The organism is Nonomuraea sp. NPDC003727 (genome assembly GCF_053586935.1).
The window spans coordinates 661,984-687,460 of record NZ_JBSFNE010000001.1; the positions used below are offsets into that span (position 1 = coordinate 661,984).

21 protein-coding genes are annotated in these 25,477 nt (G+C 73.3%); 19 read left to right on the forward strand and 2 right to left on the reverse strand.

Features of this window, described 5'->3' with window-relative positions; translation table 11 throughout:
* Window positions 1-11 precede the first annotated feature (11 nt).
* From ACWDLG_RS03305 to ACWDLG_RS03335, 7 genes are read left to right on the forward strand one after another with little or no spacing between them, the layout of a single operon-like run.
* Entirely contained in the window at window positions 12-1,346 is a 1,335-nt protein-coding gene (locus ACWDLG_RS03305; protein ID WP_449915481.1) for a DUF6002 family protein, read from the forward strand.
* On the forward strand, window positions 1,346-3,037 hold the full coding sequence (locus ACWDLG_RS03310) for a beta-ketoacyl synthase N-terminal-like domain-containing protein (protein WP_449915484.1): 1,692 nt from the start codon (window positions 1,346-1,348) through the stop codon (window positions 3,035-3,037). The genes ACWDLG_RS03305 and ACWDLG_RS03310 overlap by 1 nt, the downstream gene beginning before the upstream one ends.
* On the forward strand, window positions 3,034-3,765 hold the full coding sequence (locus tag ACWDLG_RS03315) for a thioesterase II family protein (RefSeq protein WP_449915487.1): 732 nt from the start codon (window positions 3,034-3,036) through the stop codon (window positions 3,763-3,765). Before ACWDLG_RS03310 ends, ACWDLG_RS03315 begins: the two co-directional genes overlap by 4 nt.
* Complete coding sequence (locus tag ACWDLG_RS03320) at window positions 3,762-6,086, forward strand: lantibiotic dehydratase (RefSeq protein WP_449915490.1); 2,325 nt, start codon at window positions 3,762-3,764, stop codon at window positions 6,084-6,086. Before ACWDLG_RS03315 ends, ACWDLG_RS03320 begins: the two co-directional genes overlap by 4 nt.
* The gene (locus ACWDLG_RS03325; protein WP_449915492.1) at window positions 6,083-9,472 is read left to right on the forward strand and encodes an amino acid adenylation domain-containing protein; all 3,390 of its coding nucleotides are present in this window, start codon (window positions 6,083-6,085) and stop codon (window positions 9,470-9,472) included. The genes ACWDLG_RS03320 and ACWDLG_RS03325 overlap by 4 nt, the downstream gene beginning before the upstream one ends.
* Window positions 9,469-14,760, forward strand: a complete 5,292-nt coding sequence (locus ACWDLG_RS03330; RefSeq protein ID WP_449915494.1) for an SDR family NAD(P)-dependent oxidoreductase — start codon at window positions 9,469-9,471, stop codon at window positions 14,758-14,760. The genes ACWDLG_RS03325 and ACWDLG_RS03330 overlap by 4 nt, the downstream gene beginning before the upstream one ends.
* A gap of 4 nt (window positions 14,761-14,764) precedes the next feature.
* Window positions 14,765-16,567 carry an AMP-binding protein gene (locus ACWDLG_RS03335; protein WP_449915496.1) on the forward strand — a complete coding sequence of 601 codons (1,803 nt, stop codon included), beginning with the start codon at window positions 14,765-14,767 and terminating at the stop codon, window positions 16,565-16,567.
* A gap of 55 nt (window positions 16,568-16,622) precedes the next feature.
* On the opposite strand, the gene ACWDLG_RS03340 is transcribed toward ACWDLG_RS03335, so the two are convergent.
* A complete protein-coding gene (locus ACWDLG_RS03340; protein ID WP_449915498.1) occupies window positions 16,623-17,081 on the reverse strand; it encodes a MarR family winged helix-turn-helix transcriptional regulator in 459 nt (152 codons plus the stop codon).
* A gap of 56 nt (window positions 17,082-17,137) precedes the next feature.
* Here ACWDLG_RS03340 and ACWDLG_RS03345 point away from each other — a divergent pair, with 56 nt between their 5' ends.
* From ACWDLG_RS03345 to ACWDLG_RS03400, 12 genes are all read left to right on the forward strand, one after another.
* Window positions 17,138-18,268 carry an FAD-dependent oxidoreductase gene (locus ACWDLG_RS03345; protein ID WP_449915500.1) on the forward strand — a complete coding sequence of 377 codons (1,131 nt, stop codon included), beginning with the start codon at window positions 17,138-17,140 and terminating at the stop codon, window positions 18,266-18,268.
* Between the two features lie 267 nt (window positions 18,269-18,535).
* Window positions 18,536-19,147, forward strand: coding sequence for a hypothetical protein (locus tag ACWDLG_RS03350; protein WP_449915503.1), 612 nt, complete (start codon window positions 18,536-18,538; stop codon window positions 19,145-19,147).
* 5 nt (window positions 19,148-19,152) lie between these two features.
* Window positions 19,153-20,337 (forward strand): SRPBCC family protein, encoded by a 1,185-nt coding sequence (locus ACWDLG_RS03355; RefSeq protein ID WP_449915504.1) that lies wholly within the window; start codon window positions 19,153-19,155, stop codon window positions 20,335-20,337.
* A gap of 40 nt (window positions 20,338-20,377) precedes the next feature.
* Window positions 20,378-20,839: a gas vesicle protein GvpJ gene (gene gvpJ / locus ACWDLG_RS03360; RefSeq protein WP_449915507.1), complete on the forward strand. Its 462-nt coding sequence runs from the start codon at window positions 20,378-20,380 to the stop codon at window positions 20,837-20,839.
* Window position 20,840: 1 nt separating this feature from the next.
* A complete protein-coding gene (locus ACWDLG_RS03365; RefSeq protein ID WP_449915508.1) occupies window positions 20,841-21,632 on the forward strand; it encodes a GvpL/GvpF family gas vesicle protein in 792 nt (263 codons plus the stop codon).
* The gene (locus ACWDLG_RS03370; RefSeq protein ID WP_449915511.1) at window positions 21,632-21,889 is read left to right on the forward strand and encodes a gas vesicle protein GvpG; all 258 of its coding nucleotides are present in this window, start codon (window positions 21,632-21,634) and stop codon (window positions 21,887-21,889) included. The genes ACWDLG_RS03365 and ACWDLG_RS03370 overlap by 1 nt, the downstream gene beginning before the upstream one ends.
* 4 nt (window positions 21,890-21,893) lie before the next feature.
* Window positions 21,894-22,235, forward strand: a complete 342-nt coding sequence (gene gvpO, locus ACWDLG_RS03375; protein ID WP_449915513.1) for a gas vesicle protein GvpO — start codon at window positions 21,894-21,896, stop codon at window positions 22,233-22,235.
* A 1-nt stretch (window position 22,236) separates the two neighbouring features.
* Window positions 22,237-22,653, forward strand: a complete 417-nt coding sequence (gene gvpJ / locus ACWDLG_RS03380) for a gas vesicle protein GvpJ (RefSeq protein WP_449915515.1) — start codon at window positions 22,237-22,239, stop codon at window positions 22,651-22,653.
* Window positions 22,622-23,446, forward strand: a complete 825-nt coding sequence (locus ACWDLG_RS03385) for a GvpL/GvpF family gas vesicle protein (protein WP_449915517.1) — start codon at window positions 22,622-22,624, stop codon at window positions 23,444-23,446. The genes gvpJ (ACWDLG_RS03380) and ACWDLG_RS03385 overlap by 32 nt, the downstream gene beginning before the upstream one ends.
* Window positions 23,436-23,669, forward strand: a complete 234-nt coding sequence (locus tag ACWDLG_RS03390; protein WP_449915519.1) for a gas vesicle protein — start codon at window positions 23,436-23,438, stop codon at window positions 23,667-23,669. Before ACWDLG_RS03385 ends, ACWDLG_RS03390 begins: the two co-directional genes overlap by 11 nt.
* Window positions 23,670-23,676: 7 nt before the next feature.
* Window positions 23,677-23,979: a gas vesicle protein K gene (locus ACWDLG_RS03395; RefSeq protein WP_354921818.1), complete on the forward strand. Its 303-nt coding sequence runs from the start codon at window positions 23,677-23,679 to the stop codon at window positions 23,977-23,979.
* A 74-nt stretch (window positions 23,980-24,053) separates the two neighbouring features.
* Entirely contained in the window at window positions 24,054-25,217 is a 1,164-nt protein-coding gene (locus tag ACWDLG_RS03400; RefSeq protein ID WP_449915521.1) for an ROK family protein, read from the forward strand.
* A gap of 29 nt (window positions 25,218-25,246) precedes the next feature.
* Here the strand turns inward: ACWDLG_RS03400 and ACWDLG_RS03405 are convergent, their stop codons facing one another.
* Window positions 25,247-25,459 carry a CsbD family protein gene (locus tag ACWDLG_RS03405; RefSeq protein ID WP_449915523.1) on the reverse strand — a complete coding sequence of 71 codons (213 nt, stop codon included), beginning with the start codon at window positions 25,457-25,459 and terminating at the stop codon, window positions 25,247-25,249.
* Between the last annotated feature and the right edge of the window lie 18 nt (window positions 25,460-25,477).

Genomic DNA, 25,477 nt, shown 5'->3' on the forward strand with positions numbered 1-25,477 from the left:
TGCGCCCGACGATGCACGCAGCGAACCTGCTTATCGACTACTACGACCGCCTCCCCGCCTCGATCGCGGCCTGCGTCGACGACCTGGAGCCGGTCAGGTCCGACACCGGCTTCTCCCCCGGCTACCACCTGCCCGCCCTCGACGCGGACGTGGAACGTTTCCTGTCCGTGGCCACCGCCCGCTGGCAGCCGCTCGGCGCCTACGGCGAGCACCGGCTGACCCTGCTCGACCTCACGGGCAACCCCGCCACAGGAACCACCAAGACCTTCGCCTCGCTGCTGATCGTCGCGCGCGCGGTGGAGTACATCAGGCGGTACGGCGAAGCCGTCACGATCTTCTCGCCCACCTCGGCCAACAAGGGCGTCGCGCTGCGCGACGCGGTGCTGCGCGCGATCGAGGCCGGCCTGGTCGAGCCCGACCAGCTGCGCACGGTGATCCTGGCGCCCCGCTCGTGCCTGGCCAAGCTCCGCTCCAGCCGGCTGTCCACCGATCCCGCGCTGCGCGCGCTCAACCCGATGCTGATCTACAGCGGGCCCGAGCCTGAGCAGGTCAAGGCGCTCGGCCGGGCCTTCGCCGACAAGTTCGCCGGTGACCTGCGGGCCAGGGGCGAGAACCTCTGGTACTCGCTGGACCTGGCCAACTACCTGGTGGCCGACACCGCGAGGGCGTACTTCGAACACGCGGCGGCCCCCGTCACGGGGCCCCGGCTGCACGCGCACGCGGTGTCCAGCGCCTTCGGCCTGCTCGGCTACCACCGTGGCCGGGACGTGCTGGAGCACTCCGGGGCCTCGAGCCCTGAGCACCGGCCGGCCAGCCTGCTCGTGCAGCATCTCGGCACCCCCGACATGGTGCTCAACCTGCGCCACGGCGACTTCGAACGCGCCAACCTGCCCGCCTACCAGGCCCTCGACGGGCTCTACCGGCAGTCGTCCGACCCGCGCTTCCCCCAGGTGACCTACGACCCCGACGAGGTGCTCGACCCGACCTTCTACACCCACCGGCCCGCCACGTCCCCCGCGATGAACGCGATCATCGAGCGGGCCGGCGGCGACGGCATCGTGGTCTCGCTGGCCGAGTGCGTGGCCCGCTATCCGCAGGTGCGCGAACTGCTCGCCGGGTCCGGCTGCGAGCTGCCCGCCGACTTCCGGCAGCTCAGGGAATGGTCCCTGGTCATGGCCATGACGGGCGTGCTCAACGCCGTGGACCGCGGCCTGGCCGACGACTGGCGGGACGTGGTCGTGCACGGGTCGGGCCGCTACACCTCGGCCGAGTACGTGCCGCTCGAACTCGAGGCGATGACCGAGGTGGCGAACGTCGAGGACGTCGCCGCGGTGGTCTGCCGCTGATGTCGCTCCCTGAAGACGCGATCGCCGTCGTCGGGATGGCCGGGCGCTTCCCCGGCGCTCCCGACGTGGCCTCGCTCTGGCGCAACCTGCTCGACGGTGTGGACGCCGTGCACGACCACACCGAGGCCGAGCTGCGCGCGCTCGGGGTGGGCGAGCGCCTGCTGACCGACCCGGCGCACGTGCGGGCCGGCGGGCGGCTGCCCGACGTGACGGCGTTCGACGCCGAGTTCTTCGGCATGCCGATGGACGAGGCCGCCGCCATGGACCCCCAGCAGCGGCTCTTCCTGGAGCAGTCCTGGGCCGCCCTGGAGGACGCGGGCTGCGACCCGGCGGCCTTCGACGGGCTGATCGGCGTCTTCGGCGGAGCCTCGGTCAACAGGCATTTCCTCTACCGGCAGTTCACCGGCGACCCGGACGAGCCGCTGGTCCCCGGCTTCGCGCCGGACTACCTGGCCGCCCAGACGGCCTACCGCCTGGGGCTGACCGGCCCCGCGATGGCCGTGCAGACCGCCTGCTCCAGCTCGCTCACCGCGGTGTGCGTGGCCGCCCAGCACCTGCTCGACTACCGCTGCGACCTGGCGCTCGCGGGCGGCGTGAGCGTCACCGAGCCCCGGTTCCTGCACACGCCCGGCGGCCTGGTCTCGCCCGACGGCCGCTGCCGCGCCTTCGACGCCGCCGGCCAGGGCGGCGCCTACAGCAGCGGTGTGGCCGTGCTGGCGCTCAAGCGCCTGGAGGACGCGGTCGAGGCCCAGGACCGGGTCCTCGCCGTGCTCAGGGGCTGGGCGGTGGTCAACGACGGCGCCCGCCGCGCCGGGTTCGCCGCCCCCGGGCTGGAGGGCCAGGCGAGAGTGGTGGCCGAGGCGCTGGCGGACGCCGGGCTGCCGCCCGCCGCGATCGGTTTCGTCGAGGCGCACGGCAGCGGCACCGCGGTCGGGGACGCGATCGAGCTCACCGCCCTGGCCCAGGCCTTCTCCGGCGAACCGCTGCCGCCGGCCTCCGTCGCTCTCGGGTCGGTCAAGACCAACCTCGGCAACCTGGACACGGCGGCGGGCGCGGCCGGGCTGATCAAGGCCGTGCTGGCGGTACGGCACGGCGTCATCCCGGCCAACCTCCACTTCGAGCGGCCCCATCCGGACGTCGACTTCGCCTCGCTGCCCTTCTACGTGCCGGTCAAGAACGTGGCGTGGGACGCGGAGACCCGGCGGGCCGGGGTCAGCTCCTTCGGCCTTGGCGGGACCAACGCGCACGTGATCGTCGAGCAGGCCCCGGCCGGCCCGCCGCGCCCGGCCGCCGCCGGCTGGCGCGTCCTGCCCGTCTCGGCCAGGACGCCCGAGGCGCTGCGCCAGGCCCGCACGCGGCTGGCCGACCACCTGGAGGCGGCTCCCGGCACGGACCTGGACGACGTCGCCCACACGCTGACCGCCGGACGGCGGGCCTTCGCGTGCCGGGCGGCGATCGTCTGCCGCGACCTGACCCAGGCCGTCGCCGGGCTGCGCGACCTGGCCGAACCTGTCACCCCGCCGCACGACCCGGCAGGGGGACGCGGCGGCCTGCCGTACGACGCTCCCGAGGACCTGCTGCGGGCGGCCGCCGCCTGGGTGAACGGCGGCGGGCCCGCCTGGCCGCCGCCGGGCGGCCGCATCGTCTCGCTACCGGCCTATCCGTTCCAACGGGAGGAGGTCCGATCATGAGACCCGACACCAGCTCGCTCGACCGCTGGTTCTCCACCCCGCAGCCCCGGCCCACGGCGCCCAGGCAGCTGTTCTGCCTGCCGTGGGCCGGCGCGGGGGCGGGAGCCTTCCAGGGCTGGGCCGCGGCGGCGGGACCGGAGCTCGAGGTGTTACCCGTGGTCCTCCCCGGACGGGAAGGCCGCTTCTCCGAACCCTTCGACCTCGACATCGCGGAGCTGGCCGACGCCGTCTCGGCCCGGGCCGACCGCCCGTACGCCTTCTACGGGCACTCCATGGGCGGCAGGCTGGGCTTCGAGGTGATCCGCGAGCTGACCAGGCGGGGCGAGCGGCTGCCGCGGCGGCTGTACCTGGGCGCGTGCCGTCCCCCGGACCTCGTGGAACCGCTGGCGGCGCTGTCGGAGGTGTCCGACGAGGAACTGCTCGGCAGGCTCATCGAGCTCGGCGGTCTGCCGGAGGAGCTGCTGGCCGAACCGGAGCTGTGCGAACTCGTGCTGCCGGTGCTGCGGGCGGACTTCACCTGGCTGCACGAGTACGTCTACGAGCCGGGGCCACCGATCGGGGTGCCCATCGAGGCCTTCGCCGGAGCCGAGGACAAGTCGGTCTCCGTCTCGGCCATGCGGGGCTGGTCCAGGCACACGAGCGCCGGATTCACCCTCAGCGTCCAGCCGGGCGGCCACTTCTTCCTGCGCGAGCGGCGGGATCACATCTTGGACAGGGTGCGGGGATGAGCGGAACCGGCACGGGTGGACACCGCATGCCGCTCGGCGAGACCGGCTGGTGGGTGTGGCGCGAGGCGCTGCTGCGCAGCACCGGCTTCCCGGCCGACGGCCTGGACCGGCTGGCCGCCCCCGACTGCGGGCGGGCGGCCGACGCGCTGCTCTCGGGCGAGCTCGGGGACGCCGACTTCGACAAGATCCTCGCGGAGGCCTGCCACGACCTCGCGAGGGAACTGAGCGAGATCGCCGCCGATCCGCTCTTCCGCGAGGCGATCACCTGGCAGAACAGGGGTGCCCTGGTCTCGCTGGACGCCCTGGCGCGGGGCGGGGCCGATCAGCGTCGCGACAGCAGGCGGCGCGAACGCGAGCGCATCGCCGTCAAGTACTGGCAGCGTTACAGCGCCAAGAACGAGACCGTGGGCTTCTTCGGGCCGGTGACCTGGGTGCGGTGCACGCAGGACGAGCCCGCGCTGAGCGTGCGGCCCGGCGAGCGGCTGCTGTCGGAGCGGCGCGTCTTCTTCGAGGACTGGGCGCTGCGCGCGTACGCGGCGAAGCTGGCCGAGGATCCGGCGGTGCGCCGCTGGCTGCCGCCCGCCCTGCAACCCCAGCTGACCTTGGACGGCCGCCAGGTACGGCGGCCGGCGCACCCGCCCGTCCCGGTGTCGGCCGCCGAGGCTCTGCTGCTGTCCCGGTGCGACGGCAGGCGCCGGGCGGTGGACGTGGCCGGCGAGGTGGCGGGACAGGCAGGCATCCGCACCGAAGGCGACGCCTACCTGCTGCTGGACCTCCTGGTCGAGCGCGGCCTGCTGACCTGGCAGGGCGACCTGCCGCAGTCCCCGCACGCCGAGGAGCGCCTGCGGCTGCTGCTGTCCTGCATCGAGGACGCGCCCGTGCGCGAGCGTGCCCAGGCGGGGCTGGAGCGGCTCTCGTCGGCCAGGCGGGAGGTCGCGCGCGCCGCCGGCGACCCGGACGCCCTGCTGGCCGCCCTGGACGCGCTCAGCACGGTGTTCACCGAGGTCACCGGCGCCGGCTCGGTCCGCAGGACCGGCCAGACGTATGCCGGCCGCGGTCTCGTCTACGAGGACACCACGCGCGACGTGACCGTGAGCGTGGGCGGGCCGCTGCTCGACGGCATCGCCGAGCCGCTGGCGCTGATGCTCGGGGCCGCCCGGTGGCTGACGGCCGAGCTGGCCGCGGCCTACGGCCAGGCGCTGCGGGACCTGTACGAGGAACTGCGCGCCGACGGCCCGGTGCTGCTGTCCGACCTGTGGTACCTCGCCCAGGGCATGTTGTTCGGCTCCGGGCCCAGACCCGTCGACGCCATAGCCGAGGAGTTCGCCCGCCGCTGGGCGGAGCTGTTCGGCCTGGACAGCGTGGCGCCGGAGACCGCCGAGCTGACCTTCAGCACCCGCGAGCTGGCCGCCTCCGACGCGTTCGCCGCCACCGGCCCCGGCTGGTCCGCCGGCCGGCTGCACAGCCCCGACCTGCAGATCTGCGCCGACAGCGTCGAGGCGGTCAACCGCGGCGACTACCTGGTGATCATGGGCGAGATGCACGCGGCCTGGGCGACCTTCGACTGCTCCGTCTTCACCCTCGCCCACCCCGACCCCGGCGCCCTGCGCGACGCGCTGGCCGAGGACCTGGGAACGGGCCGGGTCAGGCCGCTCTACCCGGTGGACTGGCCGCGCTACACCGGCCGCGTGTCGTACTCGCTGGACCACCCGACCGACAGCGAGCTGGCCTGGACCGCCGCCCCCGGCGCGGACCCCGACCGGCTCATGCCCGCCACGGGCGTCCTGGTCGGCGAGGTGGACGGGGAACTGGTCGCCACCGCCCCCGACGGCCGGAGCCGGCCGCTGCTGGAGGTCTTCTCGCAACTGCTGTCCATGCACGCGGTGGACGGCTTCAAGCTCGTCGGGGCCGGACCGAACCAGCACACCCCGAGGATCACCATCGACCGGCTGGTGGTGGCCCGCCGGACCTGGCGGACCACCGCCGACGCGACGGGGCTGACCGACGTCGGCGGCGAGCGCGCCCGCTACCTGGCCGTACGCCGCTGGCGGCGCGAGCTCGGCCTGCCCGAACGGGTCTTCGTCAAGCTGTCCACGGAGATCAAGCCGCTGTACGTCGACCTCACCAGCCCGGTCTTCGCCGACCTGCTCTGCTCGATGGTGCGCTCGGCGCGCCTCACCGCCGGGCAGGACGTGCGGCTGGTGGTCTCGGAGATGCTGCCCACCCCCGACCAGACGTGGCTGCTCGACGCCGAGGGCCGCCGCTACTTCACCGAACTGCGCATGCACATGGTCGATCCCCTTCCTGGAGGCGCGGGATGACGCTGCCCGATCTGGTGCTGGCCCACGCCGCGCGCCGCCCGTGGGCGCCGGCCGTACGGCAGTGGCAGGACGTGCTCACCTACGGCGAGCTGGCCGAGCAGGCGGGCGGTCTGGCCGCCCGGCTGCCGGACATGGGGCCGGAACGCCTGGTGGGGGTGTGCCTGCGGCGCACGCCCAGCATGGTCGCCGGGGTGCTCGGCGTACTGCTGGCCGGGGGCGCGTACGTGCCCCTCGACCCCGACGGCCCCGCCGCGCGCCGGGAGCAGATCATCCGGAGCGCGGGCCTCGACGTCGTCGTGGTCGACGAGTCCACCGCCGGCCTGTTCGACGGGGTGCGGGTGGTCCCGGTGGAGGGTCCGCCCGCCGCGCCGGGTCACTGCCCCGCGCTGCCCGACAACGCGGCCTACGTGCTGCACACCTCGGGATCCACCGGCACGCCCAAGGGGGTGGTGATCAGCCATCGGAGCGCGCGCGCGTACGCCACCAGGCAGATCGAAGTGATGGGCCTCGACGAGCACGCGCGCGGCTTCGCCTTCGCCTCGCTCGGCTTCGACGTGTCGGTGCACGACCTGTTCGTGCACCTGGGCGCCGGCGCCACCGTCATGCTGCTGGGCGAGGCGGACCGGCGCGACCCCGTACGGCTGCAGCGCTTCTGCGAGGAGCATCGCATCACGACCGGCTGCGTGCCGGTCTCCCTGCTGCCCGTGCTGGAGCCGGCACGTCTGCCCGAGTGGCGGACCCTGGTCACCGGGGCCGAGGCGCCGGGGCCGGAGCAGGTGGAACGCTGGTCAGGCGCGCGCTTCCTCAACAACTACGGGCCCACCGAGACGACGGTGGCGGTCACCCTCTTCGAGGCCGAGGGGAGCTGGGACCGGCCGCTGCCGATCGGCGTCCCCAAGGGCGGGCACCGCGCGCACGTCGTGGACGAGGAGCTGCGGGAGGTCCCGGCGGGCGTGCCCGGCGAGCTGCTGATCGGCGGGGTGGGCCTGGCCCGGGGGTACCTGGGCCGGCCAGGGCTGACCGCCGAGCGTTTCCTGCCCGACCCGTTCGGCGGCGGCGGTGAGCGGCTCTACCGGACCGGCGACCTGGTGGTGCGCCAGCCCGACGGGAACCTGCTGTTCCTGGGCAGGACCGACCGCCAGGTCAAGATCCGCGGGCAGCGCGTGGAGATCGGCGAGGTGGAGACCGTGCTGCGCGGCCACCCGCAGGTCGGGCATGCCGTGGTGGAGGCCGTCGAGGGGCCGGGCGGGCTCCGGCTGGTGGCCTTCTGCACCGCTGACGGCGCGAGTCCCGGCCTGCTGCGGGAGCACTGCGCGGAGCGGCTGCCCGAGGTGATGGTGCCGGCCGAGGTGCTCGTCCTGCCGAGCCTGCCGATGTCGTCGTCGGGCAAGGTCGACATCCAGGCCTTGCTGGCGCTGGTGCCCGACGCGCCGCCCGCGGGCGGGGGCACACCGCCGGAATCGCCGACCGAGCGCGCGGTGGCCGAGGTCTGGTCGCGGGTGCTCGGCCGGACCCCCGGGCTGGAGGACGACTTCTTCGCCTCCGGCGGGCATTCCATCAGCGCCATGCGCCTGGTCAGCGGCCTGCGCGAGGCGCTGGGGCGGGAGCTGGCGGTGGAGGACGTCTTCGCCGCGCGCACCCTCGGCGCGCTTGCGGCACGGGTGGACGGCGCGCCGCCCGCGGCCGAACGGCTGCCCTCCGGCAGCTCACCCGCGCTGACCGCGTCGCAGCGGCGCCTGTGGTTCCTCGAGCGGCTCTCCCCCGGCAACGTCGCCTACAACATCGCGGTCGCCGAGCGCCTGCGCGGAACGCTCGACGTGGCGGCGCTGGAGCGGGCGCTGTCCGCCGTGGCCGCGCGGCACGAGGTGCTGCGCTGGCGGGTGCCCGACGCCGGCGGCGTGCCCCGCGTGGAGGTGTCCGCGCCCGAACCCGTGCACCTGGAGGTCGAGGCCCTGGACGGCGACTTCCAGGGCCAGGCGCAGCGGCTCCGCGCCTGGCTGGACGAGGCCGCCGCCCATCGCTTCGACCTGGCTCGCGGCCCGCTGTGGCAGGCCAGGCTGGCCAGGCTCGGCCCGGACGACCACGTGCTGTCGGTGACCTTCCAGCACGCGGTCTTCGACGGCTGGTCGCAGCGGCCCTTCTTCGACGATCTGGCCCGTGCCTACGTCGGCGAGGTCCTGGCCGAACCCCCGACCACCTTCTCCGACTACGCCGCGTGGCGCGCGGAGCGGAACAGCAGGCGGGCCGAGCAGGACCTGGCCTGGTGGACCCGGTCGCTGTCCGACGCTCCCACGACGCTCGACCTGCCCAGGGACAACCCGCGGCCCGACGTGCAGAGCCATGCAGGGGCCCTGGCCACGGCAGCGCTGACGCCGGAGACCACCGCCGGCATCCGCGCGCTGGCGGTACGCCTGGGCACCACCACCCCGAGCGTGCTGCTGGCCGCCTTCGCCGAACTGGTCCGGCGCATCACCGGCCGCGACGACATCGTGGTCGGCACCCCGGCGGCGGACCGCAGGCACGAGGCGTTCCAGGACCTGATCGGGTTCTTCGTCGACATCGTGCCGATCCGGTTGCGTTCGGCCGGGTCGGCCACCTTCGCCGAGCGGGTGCGTGGCTGCTCGGACGCGGTCATCGACGCGCTGGCCAGGCCCGGCGCCGCCATCGAGGACATCGTCGGCGCCCTGGCGGTACGGCGTGAGCCGAGCCGGGCCCCGCTCGTGCAGGTGCTCTTCAACGTCTACAACTTCCCCGAGCCGCGGCTGGAGCTGAAGGGGCTGAGCTCCACCGGCATCGTGCCCGCGCCCGCCGGCTCCCCGTTCGACCTGACGGTCTACGTCGTGGAGCGGGACGGGCGCTACGCGGTGGACATCGTCTACAACACCGACCTCTACGCCGCCGAACGCATCGAGCTGCTGCTGCGGGCGTTCGCCGACCTGCTCGACCAGGCCGTGGCCGACCCCGGCGCCCCCGCGGCCGGCTTCGAGCTGAGGGGCGTCGACGTGCTCGCGCGGGGGGTGGCCGACGACCCGGCCGACGCCGTACGAGCCGAGCCCGTGGCGGCCGGGGCGCGCGCGGAGCCCGTCACCGACACCGAGCGGCTGCTGGCCGGGATCTGGCGGGACGTGCTCGGCCGGGCCGAGGTGACCGCGACCGACAACTTCTTCGACGTCGGCGGCACCTCCATGGCCGTCGTCGTGGTGCGGGACCGGCTGGCCGCCCTGACCGGGCGACAGGTGACGGTCGTCGACCTGTTCCGCTACCCGACCGTACGCGCGCTGGCCGCCCACCTCGACGGCGAGGCCGCGAATCCGGAACTGAGCCGCGCCGACCGGCGTGCCGACACACGCCGCCAGCTGCGGGACAAGCGCAGGAGGAGACAGTGACAGAGTTGTCGAACGACTCGGGCGCCGAGCCCATCGCCATCATCGGCATGAGCGCCCGCGTGCCGGGCGCCAACGACCTCGACCAGTTCTGGCGCAACCTGGTCGACGGGGTGGAATCGGTGACCTTCTTCACCGACGAGGAGCAGCTCGCCAGAGGGGCGACCCCGGAGCAGCTGGCCAGCACCTCCTTCGTCAGGGCCGCGCCCATCATGATCGACATGGAGGGCTTCGACCACCGCCTGTTCGGCATGAGCGCCCGCGAGGCGGAGCTGGCCGACCCGCAGCAGCGGGTCTTCCTGGAGCAGGCGCACGCCGCGCTGCAGGACGCCGGCTACGACCCGACCACCTACGACGGCGCCATCGGCGTCTACGGCGGCTCGGGGCCCAGCCAGTACCAGTGGCTCAACCTGCAGACCAACCCCGACCTGGACAGCAACGCGCTCAAGCTCGGCATGTCGATCGGCAACAACATCGACTACGTCGCCACCACGGTCTCCTACCGGCTGAACCTGCGCGGGCCGGCCATGACCGTGACCACCGCCTGCTCGTCCTCGCTGGTCGCCCTGCACCTGGCGTGCGAGTCGCTGCGCGGCGGGGAATGCGACATGGCGCTGGCCGGCGGGGTCTGCGTGGAGCTGCCGCACGGCGTCGGATACCCGGCCATGGACGGCTTCACCTCCTCCGACGGGCACGTCAAGCCGTTCGACGCCCGCGCCGACGGCACCATCTGGGGCAGCGGCGTCGGCGTGATCGTGCTCAAGCGCCTGGAGGACGCGCTGGCCGACGGCGACCACATCCGCGCCCTGGTCCTGGGGAACGCCGTCAACAACGACGGCAGCAACAAGATCGGCTTCTCCGCGCCGAGCCACGCGGGCCAGACCGAGGTGATCGTGGAGGCCCTCGGCGTGGCCGGGGTGGATCCGCGCACCATCAGCTACGTGGAGGCGCACGGCACCGGCACCGCCCTCGGCGACCCCATCGAGGTGGCCGCCCTGAGCGAGGTCTACCGGCGCGACACCGACGATCGCGGCTGGTGCGGCATCGGCTCGGTGAAGTCCAACATCGGCCACCTCAGCCAGGCCTCCGGCGTGGTCGGCGTGATCAAGACGGTGCTCGCGATGGAGCACGGGCTGATCCCGCCCAGCATCAACTTCGAGCGGCCCAACCCGGCCATCGACTTCGACTCCAGCCCCTTCTACGTGGTCTCCGCCCCGTCGAAGTGGGAGGGCGACGAGGCCGACCCGCGCCGCGCGGCGGTGAGCTCCTTCGGCATCGGCGGCACCAACGCCCACGTGATCCTCCAGCAGGCTCCGCCGGCCGCCGCCGCCACGCGCGCCGACGGCCCGCACCTGCTGCGGCTCTCGGCCCGGACGGAGAGCGCGCTGGAGGCCATGCGCGCCCAGCTCGCCGACCACCTCAACGCGCACCCCGAGCTCTCGCTCGCCGACGTCGCCCACACGCTGCGGGTGGGCCGGCCGGAACAGCGGCATCGTGTCGCCGTGGTCGCCGACGACGTGGCGGGCGCGGTGAGCGCGCTGACCGACCGCAAGCGTCACCCGGCCGGGTCGGCCGTCGGGGCCCCGCCCAAGGTGGCCTTCCTGTTCTCCGGGCAGGGCGCGCAGTACGCGGGCATGGGAGCCGCGCTCTACGCGGCCGAGCCGTCCTTCGCCGCCGCCGTGGACGAGTGCGCGGAGCTGCTGCGCGCCGAGCTCGGCGAGGACATCAGGCAGCTGATGTTCGCCGAGGGCGGCGACGACAAGCTGCGCGAGACCCGCTTCACCCAGCCCGCGCTGTTCACCGTGGAGTACGCGCTGGCCAGGCTCTGGCAGGAGCGCGGCGTCCGGCCCTCGGGCATGATCGGGCACTCCGTCGGGGAGTACGTCGCCGCCACGCTCGCCGGGGTGTTCACCCTGCCCGACGCGCTGCGCCTGGTGACCGCCCGCGGGCGGCTGATGCAGTCGATGCCCTCAGGTTCGATGCTCGCGGTGATGAAGGACGAGCAGGAGATCGCCGAGCTGCTCGTCGACGGGGTGAGCATCGCCACCGTGAACGGCCCGGGCACCTGCGTGGTCGCCGGGACGGACGAGGCGATCACCGCGTTCGCCGAACTGCTCGACGGCAAGGGCGTCAAGGCCACCCGGCTGCGCACCTCGCACGCCTTCCACTCCCCGATGATGGACCCCATCCTGGCCGACTTCGAGGCCCTCGTGGCGTCCGTGCCGCGCCAGGAGCCCCGCCTGCCGTTCCTGTCGAACGTGACCGGCGACTGGATCACCGCCGAGCAGGCCGTCGACCCCGCCTACTGGGCCGGGCACATCCGCCGCCCGGTGCGCTTCGGCGACTGCGTCGCCCGGCTGGTGGCCGAGAAGGACTGGGTGATGCTGGAGTGCGGGCCGGGCAAGCAGCTGACCGGGCTCGCCCGCATGCAGCTGCGCGGCGCCAAGGACGCGCTCCCGCCGCTCGCCAGCCTGCCCGGCCCCGCCGAGGGCACCGGCGACCTGCACGTCCTGTACGGCTCCGCCGCCCGGCTGTGGTCGGCGGGAGTGCCGGTCACCATGGCGGACGGCCAGGAGACCGGCCGCAGGGTGCCGTTGCCCGGCTACCCCTACGAGCGGGAGTACCGGTTCGTCCCGCCGGGCGAGGGCAGGGCCACGCCCGCCGCGCAGCCGTCCGGCCCGCGGGCGCTGGAGGACTGGTTCGAGGTCCCGGCGTGGCAGCAGCTCGCGCCTTCCACGCCCGGCGAGCCGATCACCCGCTGCCTGGCCTTCGTGAGCGGCAGGCGCGGCGAGGAGCTGGTGGCGGCGATCCTGGCCGAGGGCGGCGAGGTGGTGACCGTCCGCCCCGGCACGGAGTACACGGGCGGCGGCGAGTTCACCGTGCGTCCCGGCGAGCGCGCCGACTACGACGCCCTCGTCGCGGCGCTCGGCGACTCCCTGCCCTCGCGCATCGTGCACGCCTGGGCCCTGGACAGCGACCCCGCGCAGGCGCAGGAGCACGGCTTCTTCAGCCTGCTCTCCCTCGTCCAGGCGCTGGCCGCCGAGCAGCGGGCCGACGGAGTCCACCTCGACGTCCTCACCACGGGCACCGAGGACCCGCTGGGCGGCGCCGACGTGACCCGGCCTGAGTACGCGCTCGTCGCGGGCATCGCCCGGGTCGTCCCGCTGGAGGTCGACGGCCTGCGGGTGCGCCACCTCGACCTCGAGCCCGACGAGCTCGGACGCGGCGGCACCCCCGCCGGGAGCGCCCTGGCCGAGCTGCGCAGGGAACCGGCGGGCGACGTGCTGGCCCTGCGGGGCGGGCGCCGGTGGGTCCGCGAGTTCCAGCCGGTCCGGCTGGCCGGCGGCGCGGGCCACTCGGGGCTGCGCGAGGAGGGCGTCTACCTGATCACCGGCGGGCTGGGCGGCATCGGCCTCACGCTCGCCGAGCACCTCGGCACCCGGCTGCGGGCCCGAGTGGTGCTGCTCGGCCGCGGCGGCACGGTGACGCCGAGGGCCGCACTCGCGATCACACGGATCGAGCAGGCGGGCGGCAAGGTGACCGTCCTGGCCGCGGACGTCACCGACCCCGCCCGGTTGCGCGAGGTCAGGGACGAGGTGGTGGCCACCTACGGCGGGCTGCACGGCATCGTGCACGCCGCGGGCCTGCCGGGCGGCGGCATGGCCGAGATCAAGGAGCGGGCCGTGGCGCAGGCCGTGCTCGACCCCAAGCTGGCCGGCACCGTCGCGCTGCTCGACGTCTTCGGCGACCTGGGGCTGGACTTCGTCGCCCTGTGCTCCTCGGTCACCAGCGTCAGCGGCGGGTTCGGCCAGGTCGACTACTGCGCGGCGAACGCGTACCTGGACGCCCGCGCCCGCGCCGCCCACGGCACCCGCGTCCTGAGCCTCAACTGGGGCGCGTGGCTCGAGGTGGGCATGGCCGCCAACGCCACCGGGCTCACCGGCGGCGCCACCGGCCTCACCGCCGCCGTCGCAGGGGGCACGCCCGTCGACCATCCGGTCGTGCGCAGCCGTACCGACGGCAGGGCGTCGGGGCCGCTGGCCGCCGACAGCCACTGGGTGCTGGACGAGCACCGCATCGGCGGCGTGCCCGTGCTGCCGGCGACCGGACAGCTGGAATGCGCGCGGGCCGCCTTCGCGGCCGTCGTGCCGGCGCCGGGCGAAGGCCACGCGGTGGAACTGCGCGACGTGGTCTTCCTCGAGCCGCTCGCCGTACCCGACGACACCACCACCGAGCTCGTCGTCGCCTTCCCCGACGCCCCCGACGGCACGGCCTTCGAGGTGCGCGCGGGCGGGCGGCTGCACACCCAGGGCGCGGCGGCATGGGTACGGCCCGCGCCCGCCGCGGCCGTGGACGTGGCGGAGGTGAAGGCCAGGATGGAGCCGGTGGCCGAGCAGGACGGCGAGTACGCCGGAGTGCTGACCTTCGGTCCCCGCTGGCGCTCGCCCGAGCTCATCTGGCGGGCCGAGGAGGAGGAGCTCGCCTTCGTCGAGGGCACCGAGCAGGTCGCGGAGGAGGTCGGCCGCTGGGGCCTGCATCCCGCGCTCCTCGACGTGGCCACGTCCTTCGGCCGGGGCAACGGCGGCGGCGCCTACCTGCCGCTGAGCTACGGGCGGCTGCTGGTCAGGTCGCCGCTGCCGGACCGCTTCTACAGCCACCTGAAGCGCAGGGGCGACGGCGGCGCCGAGGTCGTCACCGCCGACCTGACCCTGATGGACGAGTCGGGCACGGTGCTCGTGGAGATCGAGGAGTTCGTGCTGCGGCGCATCGACGCCTCGGCGGTGACGGGCTCGCTGAGCGCCGGGGACCCGCAGCCCGGCGCCGGCATCCGCCCCGCCGACGGCGCCGAGGCGTTCTTCCGCGTGCTGGCCGCGGCCGAGCTCGGTTCGCAGGTCGTCATCAGCGCGACCTCGCTCGCCGAGATCACCCGGCGGGAGCGGCTGACCCGCGAGAGCCTCGAAGCCCAGGCCCCGGCGGCCAGGACCGAGGACTTCGTCGCGCCGGAAGGCGAGGTGGAGGCCGCGCTGGCCCGCGTGTGGAGCGAGATCCTGGGCGTGCCCGAGGTGGGCGCCGACGACGACTTCTTCGAGCTCGGCGGCAACTCGCTCATCGCCGTCCAGCTGATCGCGCAGGCTCGGGCCGCGGTCGGCGTCAAGCTGCCGATGCGCACGCTCTTCGAGGCCCCGTCCGTGCGCCAGATGGCCGCCAGGGTCGAGCAGGTCCGCGCGGAGCAGCAGGCCGCCGAGGCCCCCGCGTCCACCACGATCCCGCGCGTGGCGCGAGGAAGGTAGCCCGATGCGCGCCGAGCATCGCGAGTTCCGGGCGGACTGGCTCGAGGAGTCCATCGCCGCCCGGTTCTGGGCCGTCGTCGCCGAGCATCCCGACCGGGTCGCGGTGCTCGGCGAGGAGGGACCGCTCACCTACGCCGAGCTCGCCCGGGAGGTCCAGGCCGTGGCCGCGGCCGTGCACGGGGCCTCCCGGGTCGGGCTCCTGGTCGGTCACGGTCCCAGGATGGTGGCCGCCATCCTGGGGGTGCTCACGGCCGGCGCCACCTACGTGCCCCTCGATCCGGCCTACCCGCGGGCACGCCTGGAGCGCATGGCCGAGCTGGCCCGGCCGGAGCTGGTCGTGACCCTGCCCGAGCACAAGGACGTGCTCGACGGCGACCTCGTCGACCTCACCTCGGTGCCGCCGGCGCCGGGCTTCCGGCCCGTCGCCGTGGACCCGGACGCGCCGGCGTACATCCTGTTCACCTCAGGGTCCACGGGCCGGCCCAAGGGGGTCGTGCAGAGCCACCGGGGAGCGTTGTTCCAGATCCGGACGCATACCAACAACCTGCGTATCGGGCCCTCGGACCGGATCAGTGTCGTCTCCTCCTTCAGCTACGACATGGCCGTGACGGACGGCTTCTCCGCGCTGCTCAACGGAGCCGCCGTGGTGCCGGTCGACCTCCGGCTGCACGGACTGGGACGGCTGCGGGAAGCCCTCGTCAGCGGATCGGTCACGATCTATCACTCGACCCCGACCGTTTACCGGTATCTGCTCGACTCCCTTTCCCCTGACGAGGTGCTGCCGGACATCCGGGTCGTCGTGCTGGGCGGCGAGGAGGTCGTCCGCCACGACCTCGACCGCTTCCGACGGCATTTCCCCTCCTCCTGCGTCTTCGTCAACGGTTACGGGGCCACCGAGATCTCCTTCGTCGCGCAGAACCACCTGACGGCCGCCGGCCTGGGCGACGACCCGGTCGTACCCATCGGGCGGCCCCTGGACGGTGTGGAGATCGAGCTCCGTGCCCCGCGACCGGACCCGGCGGAGGGCGAGATCGTCATCCGCAGCCGGTACCTGGCCGGCTACCTGGGCGCCTCGGAACGGGACCAGGCCAGGTTCGGCGTCGATCCGGACGGCATGCGGTACTACCGCACCGGCGACCTCGGGCGGTGGCTTCCCGACGGCCGCCTCGCCTACCTGGGCCGCCTCGACCGGCAGGTCAAGATCCGCGGCCACCGCGTCGAGCTGGGCGAGGTCGAAGCCGTGCTGGCCACGCTGGTGCCCCGGGCCGCCGTCGTCACCCGTGAGGTCAGGGGCGAGCCCCAGATCGTGGCCTACGTCCTGGGCGCCGACGCCGCCGGGCTGCGCGAGCGGCTGGCCGAGGAGTTGCCCGACTTCATGGTTCCCTCCGTGATCGTCCAGGTCGACACCCTGCCCCTGACCCCGACCGGGAAGATCGACACCGCCGCCCTGCCGGACCCGAGCCCCGGACCCGCCCCCGTGCGAACGGCGAGCCTGCCGCGGCCCGTGGCCGAGCTCGCCACCCAGATCGCGGGCGCCTGGGGAGCCGTGCTCGACCTGCGGGAGGTCGACTGGGAGCGGTCGTTCTTCGACCAGGGAGGGCACTCGCTGCTCATGGCGAAGGTCCAGCAGCGGCTCGAAAGCGTCCTGGGCCGGCGCGTCCCGCTGACCACCCTCTACGCCCATGCCACCGTCGAGTCCCTCGCGCGCCACCTCGCGTCAGGGGACGAGCGGGCGGCCGAGGCGGGCGCGCCGAGCGACGCCCCCGCCGTCCGCGCGGCCCTGCGCCGCCGGCGCCGCCGGCCCTGACCAGGCTCCTGCCCGCCCGCGCGCGGGGAAAGGGCCGGTCAGGACGGGCAGGCGTTCAGGACGCGCCCTCTCGCAGTTCCTTGGCGGCCGCTCGATAGCCCTGGGCGACGCGGCCGAACATGTCCAGCAGTACCCCGACCTGTTCCGGCCGGTAGTCCAGGCTGACCGCCTCCAGGTGGCGCCTGGACGACGCGCAGGCGGCGTCGTAATCGTCCATGCCGCCCTCGACCAGTTCGACGGTGACCGTACGCCGGTCACGTTCCCCGCGCACCCGGCGCGCGTAGCCGGCCTTCTCCAGCCTGTCGATCAACCGGGTGGTCGAGGCGGACGGCAGCCCGAGCTCATCGGAGATCGCCCCCACGGCGAGCGGTCCGCGCGTCTCCAGCAGCATGAGGGCGGCGACGTCGGCCGGTTGCAGGCCGAGCCGTTCGGCGACCGCCTCGTTGTGCAGGAGGACCGCGATCAGGAACTCGCGGAACCCGGCCTCTCCCGGGTGGTTGTGGGGCACTTTCACAACCTACTCCACGGCGATATATCTTCATATCGGAGATACTCCGATTTGGAGGAGATATGGAGATCCTTGTCATCGGCGCCGGCGTGGGCGGACTCGCGGTGTCCCGCGCGTTACTGGCCGCCGGGCACCGCGTGCGGGTTTACGAGCAGGCTCCGGCCCGGCGGACAGGAGGTAAGGCGCTGCTCGTCTGGAGCAACGGCAATGCCGTCCTCGACGATCTCGGCATCAGCCTGGACGGCGTCGGCGCCCGCATCGACAGGATCGACGCGATGACCGACGACGGGCGGCTGCGCACCAGCATGGACATCGCCCACGCGGCCGGCCGCTTCGGCTTCGCCACCCAGGCGATCCCCCGCCGGCACCTGCTGGAACGCCTGGGCGACGGGCTGCCCGACGACCTCGTCCGCTACGGCACGAGCTGCCAGGGCGTGAGCCAGGACGACGACCGGGTCACGGTGACCTTCAGCGACGGGTCGACGGCCACGGGAGACCTGCTCATCGGAGCCGACGGCCACCACTCGGCCGTCCGGCGCCACCTGTGGGGCGACGGCTCGGTCCAGCCGGCCACCTTCGGCACGTGGCAGGGCCTCAGCCCGATCGACATCGACCTCACCGGCACGCACCGCCATCTCATGATCACCGGGCCGGAGGGCGCGTGCGGGCTCATGCCCGCCGGCGACGGTCTGCTGCAGTGGTGGTTCGACGTGCGGTGGTCACCCACCGACCCCCGGCCCGCCGCCCCGCTGGCCGAGCTGCGGCGCAGGTTCGGGCGGTGGGCCTCGCCCGTCCCCGAGGTGCTCGCCGCCGCCACCGAGGACGACCTCGAGTTCTTCGGCCACCACTGGAACAAGGTCCGCCCGGTGTGGGGAGAGGGCCGCATCACCCTGGTCGGCGACGCCGCCCACACCATGCCGCCCACCCTGGGACAGGGCGCCAACCAGACCCTCGAGGACGCGTGGGTGCTCGGCCGCGAGCTCGCCGGAGGCGGCGACCCTGCGGTACGGCTGCGCGCCTACGAGAAGGCCCGCTACCCGCACATCTCCCTGGTATCGAGGCTGGCCAAGCGCAACCCCGCCAACTGGCGCATCCCGCCGCTGCTCGGCCGGCTGATCCCGGAAACGTCCCAGACGGGAATGCTCGCCCGCTTCAGCAACCGCCTCACCGCGCCTGCCGTCCGATCCGCCTGACGCGGCCGCCGGTCGCGCCGTGCCGCCCGCCCCTTCCGCGACGAACCTGCCGGTGTCCGGCGCCCACCAGGCCGGATAGCGATCGTCAAGTTTGTACCTCTTTTTCGGCTATATGCGTGTTTGTCAGATTTTCGGGGCAGAAGGGGGACCGATTCACGGCTCGGGAGAGGCGCCTCCAGGAGCAGATCGCCGTTCGAGCGGATGCTTCGCCGGTGCGGCCCTGCCGGGTGGTCGAGGTCGAGGCAGGAACGGCAAGGAGCGCTCATCATGAAGGACCGAACACGGGTAGCGCTGGCTGTGATCGCCGGCTACTACCTCGGTCGGCGGCACAAGCTGGGGCTGGCCATGGCGCTGGCGGCCGCCGGGCTGGCGAGCGGGATGACTCGGGGCGAGGGCGGCGGCGGACTGCTCCAGCTGGGGAGCAAGCTGCTCGGCGAAAGCCCCGAGTTGCAACAGCTGACCGGACGCCTGCGGGGCGAGCTGGTGGAGGTCGGCAAGGCCGCGGCGGTGGCCGCGACCAGCAGGCAGATCGACTCGTTGAGCTCGCGCCTGCACGACCGCGCCGAATCCCTGCGGCAGCCCGGCGGCGGCAGGGGCGCCGGCGAGCAGGCCGGTGCCGAGGAGCAGACCGGCGACGGAGAAGGCGAGCGGACCGCCGGCGGAGCGGGCAGGAGCCGCGGCGCGGAGGAGACAACGGACCGTGGCGCGGGCGGCCGGGCCGGCCCGGAGGCCGACGAGGAAGACCAGTACGACGAGGACGAGTACGACTACGTCGAGGAGCCCTACGACGAGGAGGAACAAGAGCCTCCTGAGGAGGAGCCCACACCACCGCCGAGGCGTCAGCGTCCCGTCCGGCCGGTCTCCAGGACGCGGAGGTGACGTCGATGGCCGCGCCGAAGACAGCAGTCACCGAGAAGGTGGCGGAGAAGATCGCGCAGGCCGTGCCCACGGACCGGCTCGCCCAGGAGATGCAGAACCTCGTCCAGGCCATGGCCGAGCGGGCGCTGCTTTCGCTGACCGGCAAGGTCGAGGGCATGGCCGGCCGGCTGACCGACTTCGCGGCGGGGGGCGGAACAAGCCTGATCAGCGCCATCACCGGGTCGGAACCCGGCGGTTCCGGGCTGGCCAAGGCGACTGAGGCCGTCAAGGGCGGCATCGGGAGCACGGGCCGGAAGCTCGGGGGCGTGAGGCAGAAGCTCGGGAAGGCGGGCCAGAAGAGCGCCAAGCCCAAGATGACCAACATCGTCGAATCCGTCGACGTCGGCGCTCCCGTGCGCGTCGTCTACAACCAGTGGACGCGCTTCCAGGACTTCCCCGGCTTCATGAAGAAGGTCGAGAGCGTCGAGCAGGAGTCCGAGGAGCAGGTGAGCTGGAAGGCGCAGGTCTTCTGGTCGCATCGGACGTGGCAGGCCAAGGTGATCGAGCAGGTGCCCGACAAGCTGATCATCTGGCGTTCGGAGGGAAACAAGGGATATGTCGACGGCGCGGTGACCTTCCACGCGCTCACCCCTGATCTCACCCGCGTGGTGCTCGTCCTCGAGTACCACCCGCAGGGCGTGGTCGAGCGGGTCGGGAACATGTGGCGCGCGCAGGGGCGGCGGGCACGGCTGGAGCTCAAGCACTTCGTCCGGCACGTCATGACGCAGACGATGCTGCATCCCGAGGAGATGGCCGACGACGGCTGGCGTGGCGAGATCCACGACGGCGAGGTGGTGAAGGACCACGAGACGGCGCTCCAGGAGGAGCAGGAGCGGGAGGAGCCCGCGGACGAGAGGGCCGAGGAGGAACCCGAGGAAGAGCCCGAGGAGGAACGCGAGGACGAGAGGGCCGAGGAGGAACAGCCGGAGGAGGAACCCGAGGAAGAGGAGGAGGAAGAAGAGGAAGGACCCCAGCGGGAGACCGCCGAGGAGGAGGAAGAGGAGCCCGAGGAGGCTTCCCGGCCCGCCGTCGCCAGGGAGCGGTCGACGGGAGCGGGCGCCGCGCGTCCGGTACGGCGGCGCCGCGAGGCCGCGGAGGACCAGCCGTCCTCCCCGGCGCGCAGAAGGACGGGCTCGACGCGCACCAAGTGACGGGCCACGCAAGCAACGACCACCAAGGAAGAGGCAGGGCATGACGGTGCAGCCTGCGGGAGGCGGCGGGGTGACCAGCCGTCCTTCCGGAACGAGTCTGGCCGATGTCGTCGACACGATCCTCGACAAAGGGCTCGTCATCGACGCCTACGTCAGCGTCTCGCTGATCGGCATCGAGATCCTGAGCATCGACGCGCGGATCGTCGTGGCGAGCGTGGACACGTATCTGCGTTTCGCCGAGGCGACGGATCGGCTGGATCTCACCAAGTCCAGAAAACCTGGGCTTCCGGAGGTCGTGCAGAGCGTGACGGGAGGCGGGGGCCCGCAAGAGGCGGCGGAGCAGATCCAGGCCGAACAGGTGCAGGCGGAGCAGGTGCCGTCCGAGGAGGACGAGCGCCCCTCGCTGGAGGCGGCCGGCAAGAGGCTGGAGGACCTGGTCGGCGACCGCGACGAGGAGCGCCAGCCTGCCCGGTCGCGCGGGAGCAAGAGGGAGGAGGGCTGACATGGGCCAGACCACCGAGACGACCGAACAGCCTGCCACCGAGCAGAAGACCGGGTGCTACCTCTACGGCATCGTGCCCGCGGACGTGGAGGTCGACCCGGAGGCCCAGGGCGTGGCGGAGGCGCGGATACGCACGGTACAGCACGGCGACCTGGCCGCGCTGGTGAGCGAGATCACCCTCGACCGCCCGCTCGGCACCCCCGACGACCTGCGCGCGCACGAGCAACTGCTCGACGCGACCGCCGCCGAGGTGCCGGTGCTGCCGATCCGCTTCGGCGCCGTGCTGGCGACCTGCGACGCGGCGGTCGAGGAACTGCTGGCCCCCTATCACGACGAGTTCGCCGCCGCGCTGCGGGAGCTGGAGGGACGCGCGCAGTTCGCGGTGAAGGGCCGCTACGCCGAGGAGACGGTGCTCGGCGAGGTGCTCGAGGAGAACCCCGAGATCGCGCGGCTCCGGAAGGAGATCCACGGCCTGCCGGAGGACGCCACGCGGAACCAGCGGATCCAGCTCGGCGAGCTGATCAACACGGCGGTCACCGCCAAACGCGAAGCGGACACCGCGGCGCTGCTCGAAGCCGTCCAGCCGGTCGTCGTCATGTCGTCCCTCCGGGAGCCGTCACACGAGCTGGACGCCATGAACGTGGCGCTCCTCGTCGAGACCGACCGCGAGGGCGAGCTGGCGCAGGCCGTGGAGGAGCTCGGACGGCAATGGGCCGGGCGGGTCGAGCTGCGGCTGCTCGGGCCGATGGCGCCCTACGACTTCGTCGTGAGCGGCGGCCAGGGTGGTGGGTGATGGGACTGCTCACCATGGTCGTGGGCCTTCCGCTCGCGCCGCTCAAAGGACTGATCAAGCTCGCGGAGGTGCTGCGGGACGAGGCGGACCGCCAGCTGTACGACCCCTCGGTGGCCAAGCGCGAGCTCGAGGAGATCGAGAACGCCAGGGACGCCGGCGAGATCTCCGAGGAGGAGGCGGAGGAGGCCATGGAGCGGGTCCTGCTACGGATCACCGGCCAGGCCACCGACCCGCCCGATGACACGGAGGGGAGGTGACTTCGTGCCTGCCAAGCGCAGGGTCGCACATCCCGAGGAAGACCGGAACGACCGGCCCGCCGCGCGCCGTACAGGTGACATGACGGCCGCGTCGGCGGGCCAGGCAGGCCTGCGCCACATCATCGACCTGACCGGGCGAGAAGCCGAGGGCGTCACGATGGTGGAACCGGCGGAGGACGGCTGGGTGGTGGAGGTCGAGGTCGTCGAGGACCGCCGCATCCCCTCGGCCGGCGACATCCTGGCCCTCTACGAGGTGGACCTCGACGAGGAGGGCAACCTTCTCGCCTACCGGAGGAAGGGACGGTACCGGCGGGGCACAGGCGACAGAGCGTACGAGGAGTCATGACATGACCGACCCGCGTTCCGCGCCTGCCGTACGACCGATGTCCTCTCCCGCGCGACAGGGCGGGCGCGAGCCCGCCAACCTCGGCGACATCCTGGAGCGCGTGCTCGACAGGGGGGTGGTGATCGCGGGCGACATCCGGGTGAACCTGCTGGACATCGAACTGCTCACGATCAAGTTGCGGCTGGTGATCGCCTCCGTCGACACGGCCAGGGAGATGGGTATCGACTGGTGGGAGCACGACCCATGGCTCACGGGCGACAGCCGGGGCCTCCTGGAGGAGAACCGCAGGCTGCGCGCCAGGCTCGAGGCGCTGGAGGAGCGCGAGTCCCTGGGCGCGGGCCGAGAGGAGCGCCAGTCCCTGCGGGCCGGACGATCGGACGAGCAGCGTGAACGACACAGCCAACGAGACACCGAATGACACCCTGCGGGACACGGGGACCTACCTCTACGCCGTGACCCGCGACCTCGGTCTCAAGGTGCCTGAGGGCCTGGTCGGTGTGGCCGGCACGCCGGTGCGGGCCGTCGCGCACGCCGGGCTGGTGGCCTACGTGAGCACCGTCCCGCTGAGCCTGTTCGGGGCGGAGCCGCTGCGGCGGTCGATGGAGGACCTCGACTGGCTCGGCCGGACCGCGAGGGCCCACCATCACGTCGTGGAGGCGGTCGCGGAGGGCTGCCCGGCCGCGCCGGTCCGGCTGGTCACCGTCTACAGCGGCGACGACCAGATCAGGCAGCTCCTCAGCCGCAGGCACGACGACTTCGTGGAGGTGCTCGCCCGCATCGCCGACCGGCAGGAGTGGGGTGTGAAGGCCTACGTCGACCTGTCCGCCGCCGCTCCCCCCGAGGAGGAGACGGTGCAGGCGGGCGGCCCGGGAGCGGCCTACCTCAGGCGGCGCCGGCAGAGCATTCGCGGTCGCGAGGAGTCGTGGCGCAAGGCCGCCGCGCGCGCGGAGGAGATCCACGAGGCGCTCTCGTCCCTCGCCATCGGGAGCCGGCGGCACCGCGCCCAGGACCCGCAGCTGTCGGGCCGCAGCGAGCTCATGATCCTCAACGGCGCCTACCTCGTCGAGCGGGACCGCGCCGGCGAGTTCACCCGCGCCGTCGAGGGGTTGCGCGGGCAGGGTGTGGACGTCGAGCTGACCGGTCCCTGGGCGCCCTACTCCTTCACCGATCTGGCCGATCCGGCGGAGCCGGAGGTGCTCGGTGACGCTTGAGGAGCCGCGCGGTGCCCAGCTGGCCAGGGAGGGCCGCCTTCCCCCCGAACGGGTGGCGCTGGTCGACCTGCTGGACCGGCTGCTGGCCGGCGGGGTGGTCGTGAGCGGCGACCTGGTCCTGTCCATCGCCGACATCGACCTCGTCCGGATCTCCGTACGGGCGTTGATCATGTCCGTGCGGGAGTGCGACACGACGGCGGGCGACGACACCGGCTGGAGGTGAGAGCGCGATGGAACCACGTCATACGGCGCGCACGAGCAGGGTGCGCATCGAGACCGACCGCGAGGCCATGGAACGCGACCTCTCCCGCCTGGTGCTGACCCTGGTCGAGCTCGTCCGCCAGCTGGTGGAGCGCCAGTGCGTGCGGCGGATGGAGCAGGGGGACCTGTCGGACGAGCAGATCGAGGTGCTCGGGCTGACGCTGATGCGGCTGGAGGAGGCGATGACCGAGCTGTGCGACCGGTTCGGCCTGACCCCGGCCGATCTCAACCTCGACCTCGGACCGCTCGGGACCCTGCTTCCCGAGGACTGATCAGGTGCCGCTCACGCGCCGCCGGCGACTAATAATGGAGTCCTGCATTAGTGGGCCGGTCGGCGAGGTGGGCTGTGAACATCGGTGGCGGAGATCTCCGGCGGCTGCGCCATCTCAACTCGCTGGCCTGCCTCCGGGTGCTGCGCGGGGCCGATCCGCTGACGCTCGCCGAGGTGGCCAGGCGCACCGGGCTGTCCAGGGCGTCGGCCGTCGAGGTGGTCGCCGACCTGTGCGAGCGCGGCTGGATCATGGAGGTGCCGCCCACGCGGGGTGCCATGGGCAGGCCCGCGCGCCGCTACCGCTTCCGTTTCGAGGCCGGTCACGTCCTCGGGCTCGACATCGGCGTGCACAAGGTGCTGGCCGCGATCACCGACCTGGACGGCCGGGTCGTCGCCAGCGGCAGGACCCCGGTCAGCCCCGACGTGCCGCGCCCTGAGCGGCTGGCCGCCGTGGACCGTGCCGTCGCCGCCTGCATGGAGACGGCGGGCCTGGCGCCCGGCGAGGTCTGGGCGGTCACCGCCGGGACGGTAGGCGTGGTCGACCGTAAAGGCCAGGTGACCGCCGTCCACGCGATACCCGACTGGGCGGGCGTGGACCTGATCGCGCACCTCGGGGCCACGTTCGACGCGCCGGTCCTGGTGTGCAACGACAGCAGGCTGGCGGCGCTGGCCGAGCAGCGGATGGGCGTGGCCCGCGACGTGCGCGACCTGGTCTACCTGCATGCCGGTCGGCGGCCCGGCGCCGCCGTCGTCCTGGACGGCAGGCTCCACCACGGGTTCGGCGGCGCGGCGGGCGAGGTGGGCATGCTGGACGCGGTGGGCTGGCTGCGCATGGGCGAGCACCTGGAGCGGTCGCCGTCGTTCGCGGGAGCGGCGCCCGACGAGGTGGCCGGACTGGTCTTCCGCGCGGCGCGGCAGGGCGACGCCGGCGCGCTGGCGGCCGTCGAGCGGTACGCCGCGGACCTGGCGGTGGGCACGGCGGCCATGGTGCTCACCCTCGATCCGGAAGTGGTCGTGCTGGGCGGTGGCCTGTCCCGCTCGGGCGACGTGCTGCTGGAGCCGCTGCGCCGCGCGCTGGAGCCGCTGTGCCTGCGGATGCCGGAGATCCGCCTGTCGACCCTGGGCGAGAACTGCGTGGTGCTGGGCGCGGCGTGCATGGCCATCGACGAGGTCGACGCGCTGACGCTGTCCGCCGACGACCCGCTGGAGCGCGCCCGGCACACGTCGATGGCCCCCTGAGCGAAAGACCGGACGGTCTTTCGCCGTGGTCACTTCCTGAAGGCGTCCTTCGTCTTCTCAGCGGCCAGTCTGAGACTGCCCTTGACCTTTTCGGCTTTTCCCTTCGCCTGCAGCGAACGGTTGCCGGTCATCTCGCCGAATCTCTGCTTGACCTTGCCTTTCGTCTCCTGGATCTTGGCCTTGGCCTTTCGGTCCTCCCCATGGCCGTGCCTCCCCCCGCGTGACGAATTGTTGCTGTCCACAATAGGTCGGAGGTGACG